The sequence below is a fragment of the Bradyrhizobium sp. T-12 genome, assembly GCF_058314695.1.
Genome location: NZ_CM177756.1, coordinates 803,001 through 821,952 on the forward strand (window position 1 = coordinate 803,001; position 18,952 = coordinate 821,952).

An 18,952-nucleotide genomic window follows, 5' to 3' on the forward strand; every position below is an offset into this window, starting at 1 on the left:
GACATGCGCGACGTTTGGCGCGGTCCTTGAATAAACCAAATCCTGCGGGATCGGCTTGGCAACGCCAGCGTTCATGATTATTAGGTCGTTCAGCCGAGGCCGAATGGCCCATTCATCACGGTGACTGCGACGGCGCCAGGCTTGGTCCGCTAAATGTCGCGGGTTCTAGGAGGATTTTTTCGTGCAAGAGACGGGCGTGCGCAACGGTGCCTTCGGCGCCGACAAATTCGGCTTAAAGAATCTCAAGCAGGTTCACTGGAACCTGGGTGCGCCGCAACTCTATCAATATTCGCTCGCGGCGGGCGAAGCGGTGCTGTCGGCTGACGGCGCGCTCTGCGCCGACACCGGCGAGTTCACCGGGCGCAGCCCGAAGGACAAGTTCACGGTGCGTGACGCCACCACCGACAAGAAGATGTGGTGGGCCGGCAACCAGTCGATCACCGCAGAGCAGTTCGAGACGCTCTACCAGGACTTCCTCAAGCACGCCGAAGGCAAGAAGCTGTTCGCGCAGGACCTCTACGGTGGCGCCGATCCGGCCTACCGGATCAAGACGCGCGTCTTCACCGAGCTCGCCTGGCACTCGCTGTTCATCCGCACGCTGCTGATCCGTCCCGAGGCGATCGAGCTGTCGACCTTCGTGCCGGAGCTCACCATCATCGACATGCCGAGCTTCCGCGCCGATCCCAAACGTCACGGCTGCCGCTCGGAGAACGTCGTCGCGATCGATTTCGCCCGCAAGATCGTCCTGATCGGCGGGTCTTATTATGCCGGCGAGATGAAGAAGTCGGTCTTCACCACGCTGAACTATTACCTGCCCGAGCGCGGCGTGATGCCGATGCACTGCTCGGCCAATGTCGGCGCCAAGGGCGACACCGCGATCTTCTTCGGCCTGTCAGGCACCGGCAAGACCACGCTGTCGGCCGATCCGAACCGCACGCTGATCGGTGACGACGAGCATGGCTGGGGCCCGAACGGCGTCTTCAATTTCGAAGGCGGCTGCTACGCCAAATGCATCAAGCTGTCGCAGGAAGCCGAACCCGAGATCTTCGCGGCCTCGACCCGCTTCGGCGCGGTGCTGGAGAATTGCGTGCTCGACGAAGACACCCGCGTGGTGGATTTCGACGACGGCTCCAAGACCGAGAACACGCGTTCGGCCTATCCGCTCGACTTCATCCCGAACGCTTCGCGAACCGGCCGCGCGCCGCAGCCGAAGAACGTGGTGATGCTCGCCGCCGACGCGTTCGGCGTGCTGCCGCCGATCGCAAAGCTCTCGCCGGCGCAGGCGATGTATCACTTCCTGTCCGGCTACACCGCCAAGGTCGCCGGCACCGAGCGTGGCCTCGGCAACGAGCCGCAGCCGGAATTCTCGACCTGCTTCGGCTCGCCGTTCCTGCCGCTCGACCCCAGCGTTTACGGCAACATGCTGCGCGACCTCATCGCCCAGCACAATGTCGATTGCTGGCTGGTCAACACCGGCTGGACCGGCGGCAAGTACGGCGTCGGCTCGCGCATGCCGATCAAGGTGACGCGCGCGCTGCTCACTGCGGCGCTCGACGGCAGCTTGCGCAACGTCGAATTCCGCACCGACAAATATTTCGGCTTCGCGGTCCCGACCGCGCTGCCGGGCGTCCCGGCCGAGATCCTCAACCCGGTCAACACCTGGAAGGACAAGGACGAGTTCGACAAGACCGCCCGCGCGCTGGTCGGCATGTTCCAGAAGAACTTCGCCAAGTTCGAAGCCCAGGTCGACGCCGACGTCCGCGCCGCCGCGCCGGACGTGAAGCTCGCGGCGGAGTAACCTCTCGCATCGTCATCAATGCAAAAGGGCGGCCGCGAGGCCGCCCTTTTTGTTTGTGTGCGATACTCTCCGCAGACGAGTCCGCGGAAGAAGGAGCTACGCCTTGAAATACGCGATCTGCGTGCTCGTCGCGAGCAGCCGCTCGTTCGGCGACCACAACTCGGCATTCTGGTCGGCGTAGCTCTTGTGCATGATCTTCGAATCCGCCGTCGCCAGCACGCGCGTGATGTCTTCGGCCGCGAGCTCTTCGCTGTCCGTGTGAAAATAGGTCGTCAGCGACACCGTGCCGAACGGCACCAGCTCGCGCCGCGCGTGGAAGATGCGGCCGAAGAAGGCGTCCGACATCGACATCAGCGACAGCATGTCGAGCTTGCGCGGCGTGCGGTCGCTGATCCAGATCTTCGAATAGGTGCCGGCAAGCTCGGCCTGCGGTGGGCCGATCCGCATCTCGCCCTCGACGAAGCGGAATTCGTACTGGTTGGCCCAGGACGCCGCGATCTTCGGGAACGGCATCGTCTCTTCGAACGGCTTTGTTTGAGGATATTGCGCCACCCGATGCTCCCAGGACGGCCGGCGCTCGGCGAACACCGCGGTCGCGAGCGTTGCGACCTCGCCGCCGCCCTGGCTGAGCTCGACGCTCCAATGCTGGCTGGAGCGGTTGGCCTTCACCAGACGCACATCGAGATCGAACGGACCCTTCGCGATCGGCGCGCAGTAATTGACGGTGAGCGCCAGCGGATCGCCGGCGGCTTGCGGGTGCTCGATCAGCGCGCGGAGGATCGTCGCGGCGGTGGCGCCGCCGAACGGGCCGACAAAGGCCCAGTAATCGTCGCTGGTGTGCCCCTGCCAGCTCGAGTCGCCCGCGGTGATGCGGGTGGCGTCGTCGAAGGGATGCGGGAGCTTGGCGTGCATTGTTTGATCCGGCTTTCGATGTCGAACGTCATATCACGTCCGGCGCCGGCTGATGCAATTACCTCTGACGTAGCCGCTTCCATCCTGCGGAAAATCAGCCCGCGACGTCGCGCAGATCAGGCAGTAGCGGCGTGGTCGGGTTGACCGGCACGTTCCAGATCTCCTCGGCGTATTCGCGGATGGTGCGGTCCGAGGAGAACCACGCCATGCGCGCGACGTTGAGGATGGAGGCGCGGGTCCAGGCCGGCGTCACCTGCCAGCGTGCGTCGACCGCGCGCTGCGCTTCGTAATAGGAATCGAAATCGGCGCTGACCATGTAATGGTCGAGATAACGCAGCGCATGCGCGATGGATTCGAAGCGGCCGGGATCGCCGGGCGAGAATTCGCCGGTGCCGATCGCGTTGATGGCGCGCTGCAGCTTCGGCGAATTGAGGATCACGTCGGAGGCGTCCAGCCCCTGCTTGCGCCGGATCATCACGTCGCCGGCCTCCATGCCGAAGATCGCGATGTTCTCAGCTCCGACATGGTCGCGGATCTCGATATTGGCGCCGTCGAGCGTGCCGATGGTGATGGCGCCGTTGAGCGCCAGCTTCATGTTGCCGGTGCCGGAGGCTTCCATGCCCGCGGTCGAGATCTGCTCGGAGAGATCGGCCGCCGGAATGATCACCTCGGCGAGGCTGACATTGTAGTCGGGCAGGAACACGACCTTGAGCTTGCCGCCGATCGCGGGATCGTTGTTGACGACCTCCGCGACGTCGTTGATCAGCTTGATGATCAGCTTGGCGTAGCGGTAGCTCGCCGCCGCCTTGCCGGCGAAGATCTTCACCCGCGGCACCCAATTGCCGTCGGGATTGTCCTTGATCGCCTGGTACAGCGCGACCGTCTCGATGACGTTGAGCAGCTGGCGCTTGTATTCGTGGATGCGCTTGATCTGCACGTCGAACAGAGCGGTCGGGTCGACCTTGATGCCGAGCCGCTCGCCGATCAGGCGCGCCAGCGCGGTCTTGTTGTGCAGCTTGACGGTGCGGAACTTCTTCTGGAATTCGACGTCGCTGGCGCGGGCCTCGATCAGCGAAAGCTGCGAGGGATCGTCGAGCACGGCCTCGCCGCAGGTCTCGCGCAACAGATCCGTCAGCTTCGGGTTCGCCAGCATCAGCCAGCGGCGGAAGGTGATGCCGTTGGTCTTGTTGGTGATGCGGCCGGGATAGAGATGGTTGAGGTCGTGGAACACGGTCTCGCGCATCAGGTCCGAATGCATCCCCGAGACGCCGTTGATGCGGTGCGAGCCGACGAAGGCGAGCTGGCCCATGCGCACGCGGCGCCCGCTCTTCTCGTCGATCAGCGAGACCGAGGCGCGGAAGTCGATGTCGCCGGGGCAGCGCGCCTCGGCCAGCGCCAGATGCTGCACGTTGATACGGTAGATGATCTCGAGGTGCCGCGGCAGCAGCCGCTCGAACAGCTCGACCGGCCAGGTCTCCAGCGCCTCGGGCAGCAGCGTGTGGTTGGTGTAGGACAGCGTGGCGACCGTGATCTTCCAGGCCTCGTCCCAGCGGAAATTGTGCAGGTCGACGAGGATGCGCATCAGCTCGGTGACGGCAAGGCTCGGATGGGTGTCGTTGAGCTGCACCGCGACCTTGGACGACAGGCTGCGGAGTTGGCCGTCGGAGGCGAGGTGCCGCTTCACCAGGTCCTGCAGCGAAGCCGAGACGAAGAAATATTCCTGGCGCAGCCGCAGCTCGCGGCCCGCCGGGCTCTCGTCGTTCGGATAGAGGAATTTGCAGATCGCCTCCGCGCGCGACTGCTCGGCGCTGGCGCTGACATAATCGCCCTTGTTGAAGGCATCGAGCTTCAGCGGATCGGGCGAGCGCGCCGACCACAGCCGCAGCGCGTTGACGTGCTGGCCGCGCCAGCCGACGATCGGCGTGTCATAGGCAATCGCCTGCACCGTCTCGCCGGGATGCCAGATCGCGCGGTCGCGGCCCTTGTCGTCGACATGCTCGACGGCGCCGCCGAAATTGATGTCGTAGATCACCTCGGGCCGCTGCAATTCCCAGGGGTTGCCGAAGCTCAGCCATTCGTCCGGATATTCCTGCTGCCAGCCCTGATTGATGATCTGGCGGAACAGGCCGTAATCGTAGCGGATGCCGTAGCCGATCGCGGGGATCGACAGCGTCGCCATGCTCTCCATGAAGCAGGCGGCGAGCCGCCCGAGGCCGCCATTGCCGAGCGCGGCGTCGGGCTCGCATTTGCGCAGCTCGGGCAGCGAGACGCCGAGATCGCCGAGCGCGACCTCGAAGATCTTGAGGAGGCCCATGTTGTTGAGCGCGTCGCTGAACAGCCGACCGATCAGGAATTCGAGCGAGAGATAATAGACGCGCTTGCGGCCGGCGTCGTAGCTGTGCTTCTCCGCGGTGAGCCAGCGATGCACGATGCGGTCGCGCAGCGCGAGCGCCGCGGCCTGGTACCAGTCGTGCTTGGTTGCCATGCCGGCATCCTTGCCGATGGCAAGCCGCAGCTTCGCCAGGATCACGCCCTTGATCTCGGCCAGCGCGAGCTCGTCGATGGGCTGCGTGGCAGCGGAAGAACTGGGCTGGAACGATGAATCTTGCAAAGCTGTCATTTCCTGGTCGACGAAGCGCTACTCACTCTACGCACCCTGCTCCTGGACCGGAACCATCGCTGGCGCGGCCGTGTCCCGCACGGAGGTAAAATTATGCAAGGAACGGGCCGATTTGGGAACCCGGACGAGCACGGAGAAACCTAAGTTTCCGTGCTAGATTGCCGATCAATTCAGCCATCAGTGTGGAGGAACATCCCCATGAAACTGCTGAAGCGACTGCTGATTGAAATCGCCGCCGCGGCCCTGCTCGTCATCTGCATCAGCGCCTCCAGTGCCGCATTTGCCGCCGGCAAGCCCGGCCGCAGCGCGGATGGCCTGAGCTGCGGCTTCACCGTCCCGCAGAATGCCTCGCCCGCGGCGCGCTGCGCCGCCATCAAGCGCCAATGCGGCGGCAAGTTTTACGCGAATGCGTGCGGCGACAGGCTGATGTCCGCGGTGAATTGAGAGCCGGGCGGCAATCGTCGCGGCTTCGAGTCGGCGTCAGGCTGCCTTCAAGCCGCCTTGGCCTGCACCGCATCGCAAAATTCGGCAAGACGGTCCGCAAGCCGCAGCGTGGCCGGGCTCGCATCGGGCGAAGCCATCAGTGCGACCTCGGTCTTGTCGATCGGCGCAAAACCTTCCTTCGCCGTCAGCACGCGGTGGTCGGACTGGATCGACATCTCCGACAAGATGCTGAGGCCCATGCCGGCGGCGACCGCGGCCTGGATGCCTGACAGGCTCGAGGAGGAATAGGCCATGTGCCAGGCGCGGCCGATGCTTTCCAGCGCGTGGATGGCGCCGGCGCGGTAGAGGCAGCCGGCCGGGAAACCGATCAGCGGCACGGATTCGGCGTGGACGTCGACCGGATGGCTCTTGCTGGTCACCCAGTGCACCCGCTCCGGCCACACCGCGATGGCGCCGTTCTCGCCGGCGGCGCGCTTGAACAGCGCAAGGTCGAGCTCGCCGCGCTCGAGATCGCGCGCGAGGTGCTTGCTCTGGTCGGCGCGCACGTCGAGCCGCAGGCCCGGATGCGAGCGCGCGAACGCGCCGAGCAATTTGGTCAGCCGGTACGCCGCGAAATCCTCGGGGATGCCGAGCCGGATCGCGCCTTCGCCCTCCGGCTGGCGCAGCACGTCGCGCGCCTCCTCGGCCAGCGAGAGCAGCCGGCGCGCATAGGACAGCAGCCGCTCGCCGGCCTCGGTCGGGCGCACGTTCTTGCCGTCGCGATGCAGCAGAACCTGGCCGATATCGTCCTCCAGCCGCTTGATCTGCTGGCTGACCGTCGACTGCGTGCGGTGGACGCGCGCACTGGCGCGGGTAAAGCCGCCGGCCTCGACCACCGAGACGAAACTGCGTAGCAGCTCGAGATCGAGCATCACCGCCTCCATTCGAAAATCCACTTATCGGCAGTTAATCATTTAATTTCCAAATGACAAGCGGCCTCCCTAGATCGAGGGTTCAGGAGAATGCCCTCATGTCGCTCGCCCCCTCGATCTCGGTCCCCAGCCGCCGCTTCAACACGCTGCCGCTCGCCATCGGCCTGTTCTGCCTGCTCTGGAGCTACGCCTTCGTCGCCGGCAAGATCGGCGTCACCCATTGCCCGCCGCTGATCCTGCTCGCCGCGCGCTTCTCGCTTGCCGGCATCTTGATCCTGGGTGCAACGCTGATCCGCGGCGAGGCCTGGTCGCTGTCCTGGCGCGATGCGGCGATCTTCGCCGTGCTCGGCATCGCCAACAACGCGCTCTATCTCGGCCTCGGCTACACCGGCCTGCAATCGGTCTCCGCCGGCCTCGGCGGCCTGATCGTGTCGGCCAATCCGGTCTTCACCGCGGCGCTCGCAGCCTTGCTGCTCGGCGAAGGCATGACCTGGCGCAAGGCAAGTGGCCTGCTGCTCGGCATCGCCGGCGTGACGCTGATTGTCTGGCATCGCCTGTCGGTCGGCACGGATTCCCTGCACGGCATCGTGTTCACGCTGGCCTCGCTCGCCTCGATCGTCGCGGGCACCATCCTGTTCAAGCTTCTTGCGCCGAAGGGAAGCTTGTGGATCGGCAACGGCGTGCAGAACCTCGTCGCCGGCCTCGTGCTGACGCCGGTCGCGCTCACCTTCGCCGATGTCCACGCGATCGATGTCACGCCGGGCCTGATCGGGGCCTTCGCGTTCCTCGTGCTCGGCGGCTCGATCCTCGCTTACTGGCTCTGGTTCCATCTCCTGAAAGTGTGCGGCGCGACCGCCGCCAGCGCCTATCATTTCCTGATGCCGCCGCTCGGCATGCTGTTCGCGTATCTCGTCCTTGGTGAGCATGTCGAAGCGCGCGATCTGCTCGGCATCATTCCGGTCGCGCTCGGCATCTATCTGGTGACGCGGCCGGCGAAGACCGTCGCATAAGAGGAGTTTGTCCCATGCCCATTTCCATCACCCTGATCGGCGGCCCCACTGCGCTGATCGAGATCGACGGCTTTCGCCTGCTGACCGATCCGACCTTCGATGCGCCCGGCGCCTATCAGCTGCTGCATGTGAAGCTGGAGAAGACCATCGGCCCCGCGTTGAAGCCCGAAGCGATCGGACCGGTCGATGCCGTGCTGCTCAGCCATGACCAGCATTCGGACAATCTCGACAATTCGGGCCGCGACTATCTCCATAAGGTCAAGCGCGTGCTGACGACGGAAGCGGGCGCAAAGCGGCTCGGCGGCCATGTCGAGGGCCTTGCGCCCTGGGCGACCTCGCATCTGAAGGATCGCGACGGCAACACGCTGACCATCACCGCAACGCCGGCGCGCCATGGCCCGGCCGGCATCGAGCCGCTGTCCGGCGACGTGATCGGCTTCGTGGTGTCCTCGAGCCGCAAGGACACGACTTCGGTCTATATCAGCGGCGACACCACCTGGTTCGACGGCGTCGCCGAAGTCGCGCGCCGCTTCAAATGCGGCGTGGTGCTGCCCTTCGCCGGCGCCGCGCAGACGCGCGGGCCGTTCCATCTCACCATGGACACCAACGACACCATCGAGACCGCGCGCGCCTTTCCCGATGCGATGATCGTGCCCGTGCACACCGAAGGCTGGGCGCATTTCCGCCAGAACAGCGAGGATCTGCGCAAGACGTTCGACGCGCTCGGATTCGGACCACGGCTGCGCCTGCTGGAGCCGGGCGTGCCGACGGTGGTGGAAGCGCCGTAGCTGCCGCGGCCGTCATTGCGGCCATTCATGCACGAACGCAGGTCTCGTGCCCCGGACGCAGCGCAGCGCCTTTTCGGCGGTGCGCTGCTGAGCCGGGGCCCATGCCTCCGCATTCATCACGGGCTTTCTGGGTCCTGGCTCGCACCGCAACGCAAGAGCGTTGCGCCGCGTCCGGGACACGAGAGGAAGGAACGCGATAAACACAACCTCCCTCATTGCAATGACAGCGATCGTCAATCCTTCCGAAACACGATCGACGCCATCCAGCCCGTCATCAGCGCCATCGCGGCTGTGACGAGGCCGTAGATCAACCCGTTCTGCCGGGCGGTGGTGGCGACGAACTGTTCGAAGCCGACCTTGACGATCTCGAACGCGGTCTCGGTCTTGCCGATGAACGCGCCGTTCGCGAACAGCTTGATCTCGACTTCATAGGTGCCGATCGGCACTTCCGCCGGCAGCGGGATGCCGGTGCGGAACAGGGTCGGCGTCAGGAACGTGACGGCGCTCCCATCCTCGCGATAGAGCCCGTGCTGGGTGCGCAGGCGGATGAAGGCCGAACGGAACGCGTCGTTCGGCACCACGTCGGCATAATCGCCGCCGACCCGCTGCGTCAGCAGCACGTTGTTGAGCCCGATCTGCTGCCGCCGCGCGATCTCGGGCGAGGTGATGGCGTCGAAGGGGCGGTTGGCGAACAGCGCGAGATAGCTCGGCACCTGCAGGAACTGCCGATAATCGGTGTTGATCCAGATGCCGAAGGTGCGTTCCTTGCGACGCGTCACCATGTCGGCGCGCGGGCCCATCACGGTGACGACGAGATCGTAGGACGTGCGATCGGCGGGCGTGGTGGCGTCCTTCTCCACCGAGCCGAACAACACCAGCTCCTCGCCGGAATAGTTCGGCGTCACCGTGACGCGGTGGTTGGAGACCGACACGATCAGCCGCTCGGCGTGCGCAACCGAGCCGAGCAGCAGGACGAGCAGGAGGGCGAGCGCCGTGCGCTTCATCCGCTCGCTCCGAGGTCACGGATGGTGAAGAGGTCCGCAGGCTGGATCACCAGCTCGATCGCGAAGCGGATTCCGACCGAGAGGATGAGAAGGCCGAGCAGCAGCCGCAGCTGCTCGCCGCGGATCTTCTGGCCGGCGCGGACGCCGAACTGCGCGCCGGTGACGCCGCCGACCATCAGGATCAGTGCCAGCACGGCGTCGACGAGGTGATTGGTCACCGCATGCAGCATGGTCGCGAACAGCATGGTGACGAGGGTGAGGACCATTGAGGTCCCGATCACCGTCGAGGTCGGCACCCGCAAGAGATAGATCATGATCGGCACCAGGATGAAGCCGCCGCCGATGCCCATGATGGCGCCGATGAAGCCGATCATGATGCCGACGACCACCACGGGAATCACCGAGAGATAGATCTTCGAGCGCTTGAACCGCATCTTCAGCGGCAGGCCGTGGATCCAGTTGTGCGTGCGGCGCGGCGGCAGTGCGCCGCGGCGGGTCCGCATTAGCGCGCGCAGGCCTTCCGAGAACATCAGGCTGCCGACAGTGGTGAGCAGCACGACGTAAGAGAGCGCGATCATCAGATCGAGCTGGCCGAGCGCGCGAAGCTGCGTGAAGGTCCATACGCCGAGCGCCGTGCCCGTCACGCCGCCGCATAACAGGACGCTCGCCAACGCCGGATCGATCGCGCGCCGCCGCCAATAGGACAGCGCGCCGGAAAACGAGGACGCCGCGATGTGGCTGGTGACCGAGGCGACCGCGACCGCGGGCGTGATGCCGATGAAGATCAGCAGCGGCGTCATCAGGAAGCCGCCGCCGATCCCGAACATGCCCGAGACGAAGCCGACCGCGGCGCCCATCGCCAGCACCAGGAAGACGTTGACGGGAAGATCGGCGATCGGAAGATAGAGCTGCATCGAAGGACCACGCTCCGGCGAGACGGATCGACTATCGCGGAATGCCCGCCGGACGGTCGGAACGATTGCCGCGCCCCTCAATAGCGGAATTTGCTGGCGGGAGGGACCCTAGAAATTCTGGCGTGGTGAATGGCTGCGACGAGTGCGTGTTGAATTGGGCTTGATCGTTACGGCAGCGGAAGTGCGCTCCCTCCCCCGCAAGCGGGAGAGGGTTGGGGAGAGGGTACCTCCGCGGTGGGGCTCCCCAAGAGGAGAGAACCCCCACCCGCCGCGCTTCGCGCGTCGACCTCCCTCGCAAGCGGGAGAGGTGCACACCGAGCGCGTGGCTCGTACTGTCCGTCTAAAGCTGTTCGCCTTTAATGCGCAGCCGAGGCCGACTTCTTCGCCGCGACCGGCTTCGGTGCGGGCTTGGCGCTTGCCTGCGGGGCGCTGTCCCAGCCACCGGCGGGAGCTGCGACATTGACCGCATCATCCGGCTGCGGCTCGGCCGCAAATGTCTGGATCGCGAGCTTGGCGGCGGCGAGCGATTGCGGGTCGAGGCGCTTGGCGACGTCGTCGCGCTTGCCGGACGCATCCGCGTCGCCCTGGGCAGCGGCGAGGCTGAACCACTTGTAGGATTCGGCGAGGTTCTGCTCGACGCCGATGCCGCGGGCATAGAGGATGCCGAGGTTGAACTGGCTGTCGGCGACGCCGCGATCGGCGGCCTTGCGGAACCATTGCGCCGCGCTCTTGTAATTGGCGCCGCGTCCGCCGCCATCGGCGTCGAGCACCGCGAGATTGTGCATCGCCTTGGCGTTGCCGCGCTCGGCGGCCTGGGTGTAGTAGCGGCGCGCGATGTCGGCGTCCTTCTTCACGCCCAAGCCCTTCTCGTAGAGCGTGCCGAGGCGGAAGGTCGCGGGGATCACGCCGGCCTGTGAGGCGCGGTCGTACCATTTGGCGGCTTCGTCGTAGTTCGTCGCAACGCCCTTGCCTTCCGCAAAGCGCAGACCGATCTCGTAGGCCGCGGTCGCATCGCCCTTCATCGCGGCGCTGCGCAGGCCGGGGCCGCCGATGCCGTCAGGCAGCTTTTCGCTCGGCGGCACCTGGATGGAGCCGAGCTTGGCGCGGCTCGTGCCCGACAGCGCGCCGGTGACGTCGCTGCTCGGCGCAACTGCGGGCGGCACCGTGGCCGGCGCCGTCGGAATCTCAACCGAGGCCGAGTTGCCCGAATTGGCGGCGGGAGCCGGCGCGGAATTGTTCTGGGATTGCCGTCCGATCGGCGTCGGCGAGGTCATCGATGGCGTGACCTGCTCGGGCGTGGCGGGCTTGTTCTCGATCACCGGCGGCGGCGGAGGGGCCTGCGGCGCGGGCTGGCTGGACGTGTCCATCGCCTGCGGCGCTGGCGACGGGCTGCCTTCGAGCAGGTTCATCGCCATCTTGAAGGTGCCGAGCACGATCACGACCACGCTCGCCCCGACCAGCAGCGAGCGGATCTTCGAGGTGATGGTCGAAGCGCCGTCCTTGCCCTTGTCCTTGCCGCGATCGGCGCCGGCCTTTGCACCACCCTTGGCACCACGCGCCGGCTTTTCCGGCTGCGCGGCGGCGGCCTGTGCGGCGCGGCGGGCGGCCGCGATGAAGCTCGACGAGGAGACCGGCTCTTTCGCAGCAGCGGGAATGTCGCTGATCGCGCTCTCGGAGGCGGCAATGCGCTCCGACGGCGTGGCGGCGCGTCCACCCGGCCGTGTGCCCGGCTCGAGCGGATGATCCGGCGGCAGTTCGGGTGCGAGCGCGGCGCGGGCGGGCGCCGTATGCGGCTCCAGGATCTCGCTGATCGCGCGCGGCGGAATTGGCGGTGCCGACGGCACCGGCGGCGGCGCGGCGGGGGCCGCGGCATGGAATTCACGCGGCGCGGCGGCGAAGGCGGCTTGCGCCTGCTGCTGCGCGGCGGGATTCGGCAGCTCGGGCTTCGGATCGTATTTCGGCTGTTGTGCCTGCGGCCGCGGCTCGCGCGCGACAGGCGCGGGCTCCATGGAAACAGCCATGGGAGCCGCCATCGGCATCGGCTGCGGCGCGGCGGCCGGCGGCGCCGTGCGCACCGCGCGCAGGTCGCCCTCGATCATGGACAGGCGATCGACGACATGGCCGAGCGCGCTGTGGACGGCATCGAGCGAGTCCTGCGTGCTGCGGTTGGTCTCGGCCTGGCTGAAGCGGATGTCGGACAGCTCGCGCTTGACGAGATCGACAACGCCGGAATCGGCAGGTGCCGAACTGCGGCTCTCGGCCAGTGCGGAATAAGTCGCCTGCTGCCGCTCCAGGTGCCGGAGAATGTCGTGCAGCCCGTCCTCGACGCGGCTCAAATTGCCGTTGCGCGGGTCGGAGGCGGCTTCGATCCGCTCCAGCAGGTATGAGACGCGCTGTTCGAGATGGGCGAAGGTCGAGGCGGAATCGTTGCCGACCTGCATGCGGTCGAAGCGGTCCGACAGGGCGCGGATCGCGGATTCGAGATGCTCGGTGCTCTCGGAGGGCTGCGGCCGCTCGCGGGTTTCCAGCGCCGCGGTGAGCGCCGCAATGCGCTGCTCCAGCACTGCAAAGCTGTCGCCCTGACCGGAGGCGCGGGTGACCTGGTCGACCTTGGAGGACAGCAGCTGCACGTCTTCGGACAGGCGTGCCAGCGCTTCGTTGGAGGCGACGTTGGAAACGATGCCGCGCAGCGCCGAGATCGCGCTTTCGAGCTGATGCACGGTCGAGGGATCGTCATTGGCGCGCAAGATCAAATCGAGCTTGGCGCCGAGATTGCGGATCGCCTCGTCATAGCCGGTGAGCTGCTCCGCCGGCGTCAGCGTGCGCAGCACCTGCTTGATGTCGGACAGCGCATGCTCGATGCCGGACAGCACCTGGCCGTCGGTGCCGTTGGACCGCGTCTCGTCGATCCGCCGATGCAGCGAGCGGATCTCGTTCTCGATCGATTCGATCGCGCGCCGCGGCATCGCCTCGGTGATGGCGGTGCGGATCTCGGCGAGCTCGCTGCGGAAGGCGTTGATCGCCTGCTCGGTATTGTCCGGCCGCTGCAGCGACTCGATCTGGCTCGTGATCTTGAGCAGATGGCGCTCGAGCGAGGAGAAATCCGGCCCTGCTTGCGGCGGCGGCGGAGCATAGGCAGGCGCGGGCGGCGCCGCCATCGGTGTCATGGGCGGTGCGTAAGGAGCAGCCGAAGGCGCAATCGATGGTGCGGCGCGCGGCGGCATCTGCCGCGGCGTAAAGCCGTCGAGCTCGCTCTGCCGCGCGGTGATCTCGGCCACGGCGACGTCGAACGACGCGGGGCTCAGGGGAGGGGAGTTGCGATAGACCTGCGCGGCCGCGCGCTCGACCATGTCGGCCTGGCGCTGGCGTGTTTCAACGGGCGAGGGCGCAGGCGCCGGGCGCGGCGCTTGCTGCGACTGGGGCTGCTGCGGCTTGGAAATCTGCGACAGCCGCGCATCGAGCCGCGAGATCGCGTCGTTGAGCTGGCGCGCGACGCCCTGCTCGCGCGAGACGTCCCTTGAGGAATCCTGGCGCGGCGCGGGCTTTGAAATTCTTTCGATCTGCTGGGTGATCGCGTCGAGCCGCTGATGGATGTCGGCGACTTCGCGGCTTTCCTGGCTCGGTCCTTGATTCGGTCCCTGGCTCGCACCTTGGCTCGGAACGTGCGCAGCTTGCGGACGCTGGTCGTAAGATCCGCGAAAGTTTGGCGGGGCAGTTTCGCCGAGCGTGGAGTTCAGCCAATCGTTGAGCGACATGCCGGCTCTGCGCGCAGCAGCTTCGGCCCGCTCCCTGACGGATGGGTCGATGCCGTCAACACTCCACGATACGCGCGAATTCATGACTCTGTCCGGTTCCGACTCCGGCGCCCCACCCGGCGCCTCCAGTCTCCCCACGCGTGCCGGTTGCAAAGACAATCGAATTTGGCGCGGGTCGTCTGCCTCGAAAACCGACTTTTGTCCGTTACGGTAAATAACGGGTTAAGGAATGCCTTGCCGGTGTCTTAAAGTTGGGCGGGGAACACCAACCCCGGAACCGGTGCGCTCTCTCCCCGCTTGCGGGGGGAGGGCTGGGAGAGGTGCCTCCGTGATGGGACAGCCCCCAAGAGGAGAAAGCCCTCACCCGCGCCTTCGGCGCGACCTCTTCCGCAAGCGGGAGAGGTTTTGGCACGCCGTCGCTGATCGAATTCTCAGCCCTTCTCCCGCTTGCCCTCGTCCAGCGGTACCACCGTGGCCTTGCCGCTCATCGCCGACAGCGCGGCGAGGGTCTCCTCGCAGAAGTCGGCCACCATCTGCTCATGCCGGGCGCCCAGGCGGAGCAGCAGCAGATTGCCGAGGTCGAGCCTTCCCTCCGCGGTGCCGTCGGGAAAGCGCTTCTTCAGGATGCGCTCGTAATTGGCGTGGCGGTCGCGGTGGTGCTCCAGGCGGGCCATCAGATCGGCGCGCAGCGGCTCGATGTCGATGCTGTCGAGGGCGTGGAGGCGGACCAGCAAATCGTCCTTGGTCGAGGCCGGCGTGCTTGGCCGCGCGGCCCAGTGCCGCAGCGCTGTTCGCCCCTCCGGAGTGAGCGTATAAACCAGCTTGTTGGGCTTGCCCGTCTGCACGACCTCGCGGCCCTGGATGTGGCCGCGGTCGCGCAGCTTGGAGAGCTCGCGGTAGATCTGCTGATGGTCGGCCTTCCAGAAGAAGCCGATCGAGGAGTCGAACGTCTTGGCGAGCTCGTAGCCCGTCATCGGACGTTCCGTCAGACATGCGAGGATCGCGTCGCCCAGGGCCATGCCCGGCCTCCTTGTTTCAACCTCGACCATCGTGCTTGACTTTATGCGCATTGGCGCATATGCGTCAATGTGCATATCGCGGCGTCTCGGGCCGGGCGAAAGATCCGACCCGAAAAGCCCAGCGAAATCAATCACCACGCTACTGTGCATGGGGTTGTTTTCGCCCTTTTTAGTCCAGGCCTTTAGGGAGGCAGCTGAGAATGACCGGCCTCGATTCCTGGTACGCCTACATGAAGTCTCATGATCGCGCCGCGCTCTGGGATCTCCTGCATCCCGATGCCGTGTTCGAAAGCCCCGTCGTCCACACGCCGCAGCGCGGGCGCGACATCACCTTCAAATACCTTTCCAGCGCCGAGCAGGTGCTCGGCGGCCCGACCTTCACCTATGTCGGCGAATGGCGCAGCGACCACGGCGCCGTGCTCGAATTCAAGACCGAGATCGACGGCATCGAGATCAACGGCGTCGACATCATCAGCTTCGATGCCGAGGGACGCATCACGCATTTCAAGGTGATGGTGCGTCCGCTCAAGGCGATCAACATGCTGCACCGCCTGATGGCGGAGCAACTGGCCGCCCAATCATGACCCTGCCCTGAGGTTGCAGAACCCGCTAAGCTCGCGGGCCAGGCTGCGCCGCAGGAACGACCGACATCACCACTTTCGAAGGCCCATTGCCGGGAGACCCCCATGCCGATCTACAAAGCCCCCGTCGAAGACGTGAACTTCCTGCTCAACGACGTCTTCCAGATCGACCGCTATGACAATCTCGCCGGCTTCTCCGATGCGTCGAGCGACGTGCGCGAAGCCATTTTGGGCGAAGCTGCCAAGCTAGCCGAAGAGGTGCTGCAGCCGCTCAATCGCGTCGGCGATCTCGAAGGCTGCAAGCGCGCCGATGACGGCAGCGTCACCACGCCGAAGGGCTTCAAGGACGCCTTCAAGCAGGTCGCCGAAGGCGGCTGGCTCGGCCTGTCGGCGCCGACCGAGTTCGGCGGCCAGGGCCTGCCGGTGACGCTCTCCCAGGCCGTTAACGAATTCCAGATCTCCGCCAACATGGCGTTCTCGATGTATGGCGGCCTCACCATGGGCGCGACCGCGGCGCTGATCGTGCACGGCTCGCCCGAGCAGAAGCAGACCTATGTGCCGAAGATGGTGGCGGGCGAATGGACCGGGACCATGAACCTCACCGAGCCGCATTGCGGCACCGATCTCGGCATGCTCCGCACCAAGGCGGTGCGCCAGGCGGACGGCAGCTTCAAGATCACGGGCACCAAGATCTTCATCTCGGCCGGCGAGCATGATCTGGCCTCCAACATCATCCACCTCGTGCTGGCCCGCATCGAGGGCGCACCCGCCGGCATCAAGGGCGTGTCGCTGTTCGTGGTGCCGAAATTCCTGGTCAATGCCGATGGTTCGGTGGGCGCGCGTAACGGCGTCGTCTGCGGCTCGATCGAGCACAAGATGGGCATCCACGGCAACTCGACCTGCGTGATGAACTACGACAACGCCACCGGCTGGCTGATCGGCGAAGAGAACAAGGGCATGCAGGGCATGTTCGTGATGATGAACGAGGCCCGCCTCGGCGTCGCCGTGCAGGGCCTCGCGCAGTCGGAAGTCGCCTATCAGAACGCGGTCGCCTATGCCCGCGAGCGCATCCAGGGCCGATCGCTGACCGGCGCCAAGGCGCCGGACAAGCAGGCCGATCCGATCATCGTGCATCCCGACGTGCGCCGCACGCTGCTCTCGATCCGCGCCTTCAACGAGGCCGCGCGCGCCTTCGTGATGTGGACCGCGCTGAAGAGCGACGTCGCGCATCGCTCGGAGGACCCGAAGGACCGCCAGGCCGCCGACGACCACATGGGCCTGATGACGCCGGTGCTGAAGGGCTTCCTCACCGATTACGGCTTTGCCAACGCGGTGCAGGCGCAGCAGATGTATGGCGGCCACGGCTACATCGCCGAGCAGGGCATGGAGCAGTTCGTGCGCGATGCACGCATCGCCATGATCTATGAAGGCGCCAACGGCATCCAGGCGCTCGACCTCGTCGGCCGCAAGCTGCCGCGCGACGGCGGCCGCGCCATCATGGCGTTCTTCGGCGAGGTCATGGCCTTCGCCAAGGAGAACGGCGGCGACGAGGCGCTGAAGCCGTTCGTCGCCCCGCTGTCGGCTTCGCTCGGCCATCTGCAGCAGGCCACCACCTGGCTGATGCAGAACGCGATGGCAAAGCCCGACAATGCCGGTGCTGCCGCAACCGATTACCTGCATCTCTTCGGCTTCGTCGCGCTCGGCTACATGTGGGCGAAGATGGCGAAGGTGACGAATGCAAAGATTGCCGAGAGCGGGGCGACGCCCTATCTCTCGACCAAGCTGGTCACCGGCCGTTTCTTCATGGAACGGATGCTGCCGGAGACGGCCGCCAATCTCGCGCGCATCCAGGCCGGCTGCGCCACCATCATGGAATTGCCGGCGGAAGCGTTCTGACGCTTTCCGCTTCACTGGAGATCGCGACCGCGCAGCGGTCGCCGCAACAATAACTGCAATCAGGAGGCTCCCCATGGCAGATGCCTATATCTACGATCACGTCCGCACCCCCCGCGGCCGCGGCAAGGCCGACGGCGCGCTGCACGAAGTCACGGCGCTCGCGCTTGCGACCGTGCCGCTGAAGGCGCTGAAGGACCGCAACAATCTGCCTGAGGATTCCGTCGACGACGTCGTGCTCGGCGTGGTCGATCCGGTCGGCGAAGCCGGCAGCGACATCGCGCGCTTCGCCGCGCTCAAGGCCGGCCTCGGCGAAGCCGTCCCCGGCGTGCAGATCAGCCGCTTTTGCGCCTCCGGGCTCGATGCCGTGAATTTTGCCGCAGCCCAGATCATGAGCGGCCAGCATGAGCTCGTGATCGGCGGCGGTGCCGAGTCAATGAGCCGCGTCGGCATCGGCGCCTCCGGCGGTGCCTGGCCGATGGATCCGTCGATGGCGGTGCCGGCCTATTTCATGCCGCAGGGCGTTTCGGCCGATCTGATCGCCACCAAGTACGGTTTTTCGCGCGACGACGTCGATGCCTATGCGGTGCAGAGCCAGCAGCGCGCGGCGAAGTCCTGGGAAGAGGGCCGCTTCGACAAGTCGATCGTGCCGGTGAAGGACATCAACGGCCTCACCATCCTCGCCAAGGACGAGCACATGCGTCCTTCGACGACGATGCAGTCGCTGGCGCAGCTGCAGCCCTCGTTCACGATGATGGCGCAGATGGGCGGCTTCGACGGTGTCGCGATCCAGTCGCACCCGGAGATCGAGCGCGTCAACTACGTGCACCATGCCGGCAATTCCTCCGGCATCGTCGACGGTGCCGGCGCCGTGCTGCTCGGCAGCAAGGAGGCGGGTGCAAAGTACGGGATGAAGCCGCGTGCGAAGATTCGCGCCTTCGCCAATATCGGCTCGGAGCCGGCGATGATGCTGACCGGTCCGGTCGACGTCACCGAAAAACTGTTCGCGCGCTCCGGCATGAAGAAGTCGGATATCGACCTGTTCGAGCTCAACGAGGCCTTTGCTTCGGTCGTGCTGCGCTACATCCAGGCCTTCGACATCGACAACGCCAAGATCAACGTCAATGGCGGCGCCATCGCGCTCGGCCATCCGCTCGGCGCGACCGGCGCGATGATTTTGGGCACCGTGCTCGACGAGCTCGAGCGCACCAACAAGTCCACCGCCCTCGTCACGCTGTGCATCGGCGGCGGCATGGGCACCGCGACCATCATCGAGCGCGTCTAAGGCTAGGGAGCAACCAAC

The 18,952-nt window shown here is 65.9% G+C and carries 14 protein-coding genes; 7 read left to right on the forward strand and 7 right to left on the reverse strand.

The window, feature by feature from the left end:
- Positions 1-181 precede the first annotated feature (181 nt).
- Entirely contained in the window at positions 182-1,798 is a 1,617-nt protein-coding gene (locus AC0WRY_RS03820) for a phosphoenolpyruvate carboxykinase (protein ID WP_194405741.1), read from the forward strand.
- Positions 1,799-1,894: 96 nt separating this feature from the next.
- Here the strand turns inward: AC0WRY_RS03820 and AC0WRY_RS03825 are convergent, their stop codons facing one another.
- Both AC0WRY_RS03825 and AC0WRY_RS03830 read right to left on the reverse strand, forming a co-directional pair.
- Positions 1,895-2,710, reverse strand: a complete 816-nt coding sequence (locus AC0WRY_RS03825; RefSeq protein ID WP_194405742.1) for an acyl-CoA thioesterase — start codon at positions 2,708-2,710, stop codon at positions 1,895-1,897.
- A 94-nt stretch (positions 2,711-2,804) separates the two neighbouring features.
- Positions 2,805-5,330, reverse strand: coding sequence for a glycogen/starch/alpha-glucan phosphorylase (locus tag AC0WRY_RS03830; protein WP_194405743.1), 2,526 nt, complete (start codon positions 5,328-5,330; stop codon positions 2,805-2,807).
- A gap of 198 nt (positions 5,331-5,528) precedes the next feature.
- Between AC0WRY_RS03830 and AC0WRY_RS03835 the strand changes: the two genes are divergently transcribed.
- Positions 5,529-5,774 (forward strand): hypothetical protein, encoded by a 246-nt coding sequence (locus AC0WRY_RS03835; RefSeq protein ID WP_194405744.1) that lies wholly within the window; start codon positions 5,529-5,531, stop codon positions 5,772-5,774.
- A gap of 47 nt (positions 5,775-5,821) precedes the next feature.
- On the opposite strand, the gene AC0WRY_RS03840 is transcribed toward AC0WRY_RS03835, so the two are convergent.
- Positions 5,822-6,685: a LysR family transcriptional regulator gene (locus AC0WRY_RS03840; RefSeq protein ID WP_491122691.1), complete on the reverse strand. Its 864-nt coding sequence runs from the start codon at positions 6,683-6,685 to the stop codon at positions 5,822-5,824.
- A 98-nt stretch (positions 6,686-6,783) separates the two neighbouring features.
- Between AC0WRY_RS03840 and AC0WRY_RS03845 the strand changes: the two genes are divergently transcribed.
- On the forward strand, positions 6,784-7,695 hold the full coding sequence (locus tag AC0WRY_RS03845) for a DMT family transporter (RefSeq protein WP_194405746.1): 912 nt from the start codon (positions 6,784-6,786) through the stop codon (positions 7,693-7,695).
- 14 nt (positions 7,696-7,709) lie between these two features.
- The gene (locus tag AC0WRY_RS03850; protein ID WP_194405747.1) at positions 7,710-8,483 is read left to right on the forward strand and encodes an MBL fold metallo-hydrolase; all 774 of its coding nucleotides are present in this window, start codon (positions 7,710-7,712) and stop codon (positions 8,481-8,483) included.
- Between the two features lie 233 nt (positions 8,484-8,716).
- On the opposite strand, the gene AC0WRY_RS03855 is transcribed toward AC0WRY_RS03850, so the two are convergent.
- From AC0WRY_RS03855 to AC0WRY_RS03870, 4 genes are all read right to left on the reverse strand, one after another.
- On the reverse strand, positions 8,717-9,487 hold the full coding sequence (locus tag AC0WRY_RS03855; protein ID WP_194405748.1) for a TIGR02186 family protein: 771 nt from the start codon (positions 9,485-9,487) through the stop codon (positions 8,717-8,719).
- On the reverse strand, positions 9,484-10,401 hold the full coding sequence (locus tag AC0WRY_RS03860; RefSeq protein ID WP_194405749.1) for a sulfite exporter TauE/SafE family protein: 918 nt from the start codon (positions 10,399-10,401) through the stop codon (positions 9,484-9,486). The genes AC0WRY_RS03855 and AC0WRY_RS03860 overlap by 4 nt, the downstream gene beginning before the upstream one ends.
- A gap of 356 nt (positions 10,402-10,757) precedes the next feature.
- Positions 10,758-14,240 carry a tetratricopeptide repeat protein gene (locus AC0WRY_RS03865; RefSeq protein ID WP_194405750.1) on the reverse strand — a complete coding sequence of 1,161 codons (3,483 nt, stop codon included), beginning with the start codon at positions 14,238-14,240 and terminating at the stop codon, positions 10,758-10,760.
- 347 nt (positions 14,241-14,587) lie between these two features.
- Complete coding sequence (locus AC0WRY_RS03870; RefSeq protein ID WP_194405751.1) at positions 14,588-15,175, reverse strand: PadR family transcriptional regulator; 588 nt, start codon at positions 15,173-15,175, stop codon at positions 14,588-14,590.
- Positions 15,176-15,375: 200 nt separating this feature from the next.
- Here AC0WRY_RS03870 and AC0WRY_RS03875 point away from each other — a divergent pair, with 200 nt between their 5' ends.
- The 3 genes from AC0WRY_RS03875 (at position 15,376) to AC0WRY_RS03885 (ending at position 18,934) form a co-directional block, all read left to right on the forward strand.
- Entirely contained in the window at positions 15,376-15,759 is a 384-nt protein-coding gene (locus AC0WRY_RS03875) for a nuclear transport factor 2 family protein (protein ID WP_491122692.1), read from the forward strand.
- 102 nt (positions 15,760-15,861) lie between these two features.
- Complete coding sequence (locus AC0WRY_RS03880; protein WP_491122693.1) at positions 15,862-17,652, forward strand: acyl-CoA dehydrogenase C-terminal domain-containing protein; 1,791 nt, start codon at positions 15,862-15,864, stop codon at positions 17,650-17,652.
- Positions 17,653-17,725: 73 nt separating this feature from the next.
- On the forward strand, positions 17,726-18,934 hold the full coding sequence (locus AC0WRY_RS03885; protein ID WP_194405754.1) for an acetyl-CoA C-acetyltransferase: 1,209 nt from the start codon (positions 17,726-17,728) through the stop codon (positions 18,932-18,934).
- The last annotated feature ends 18 nt before the right edge of the window (positions 18,935-18,952 follow it).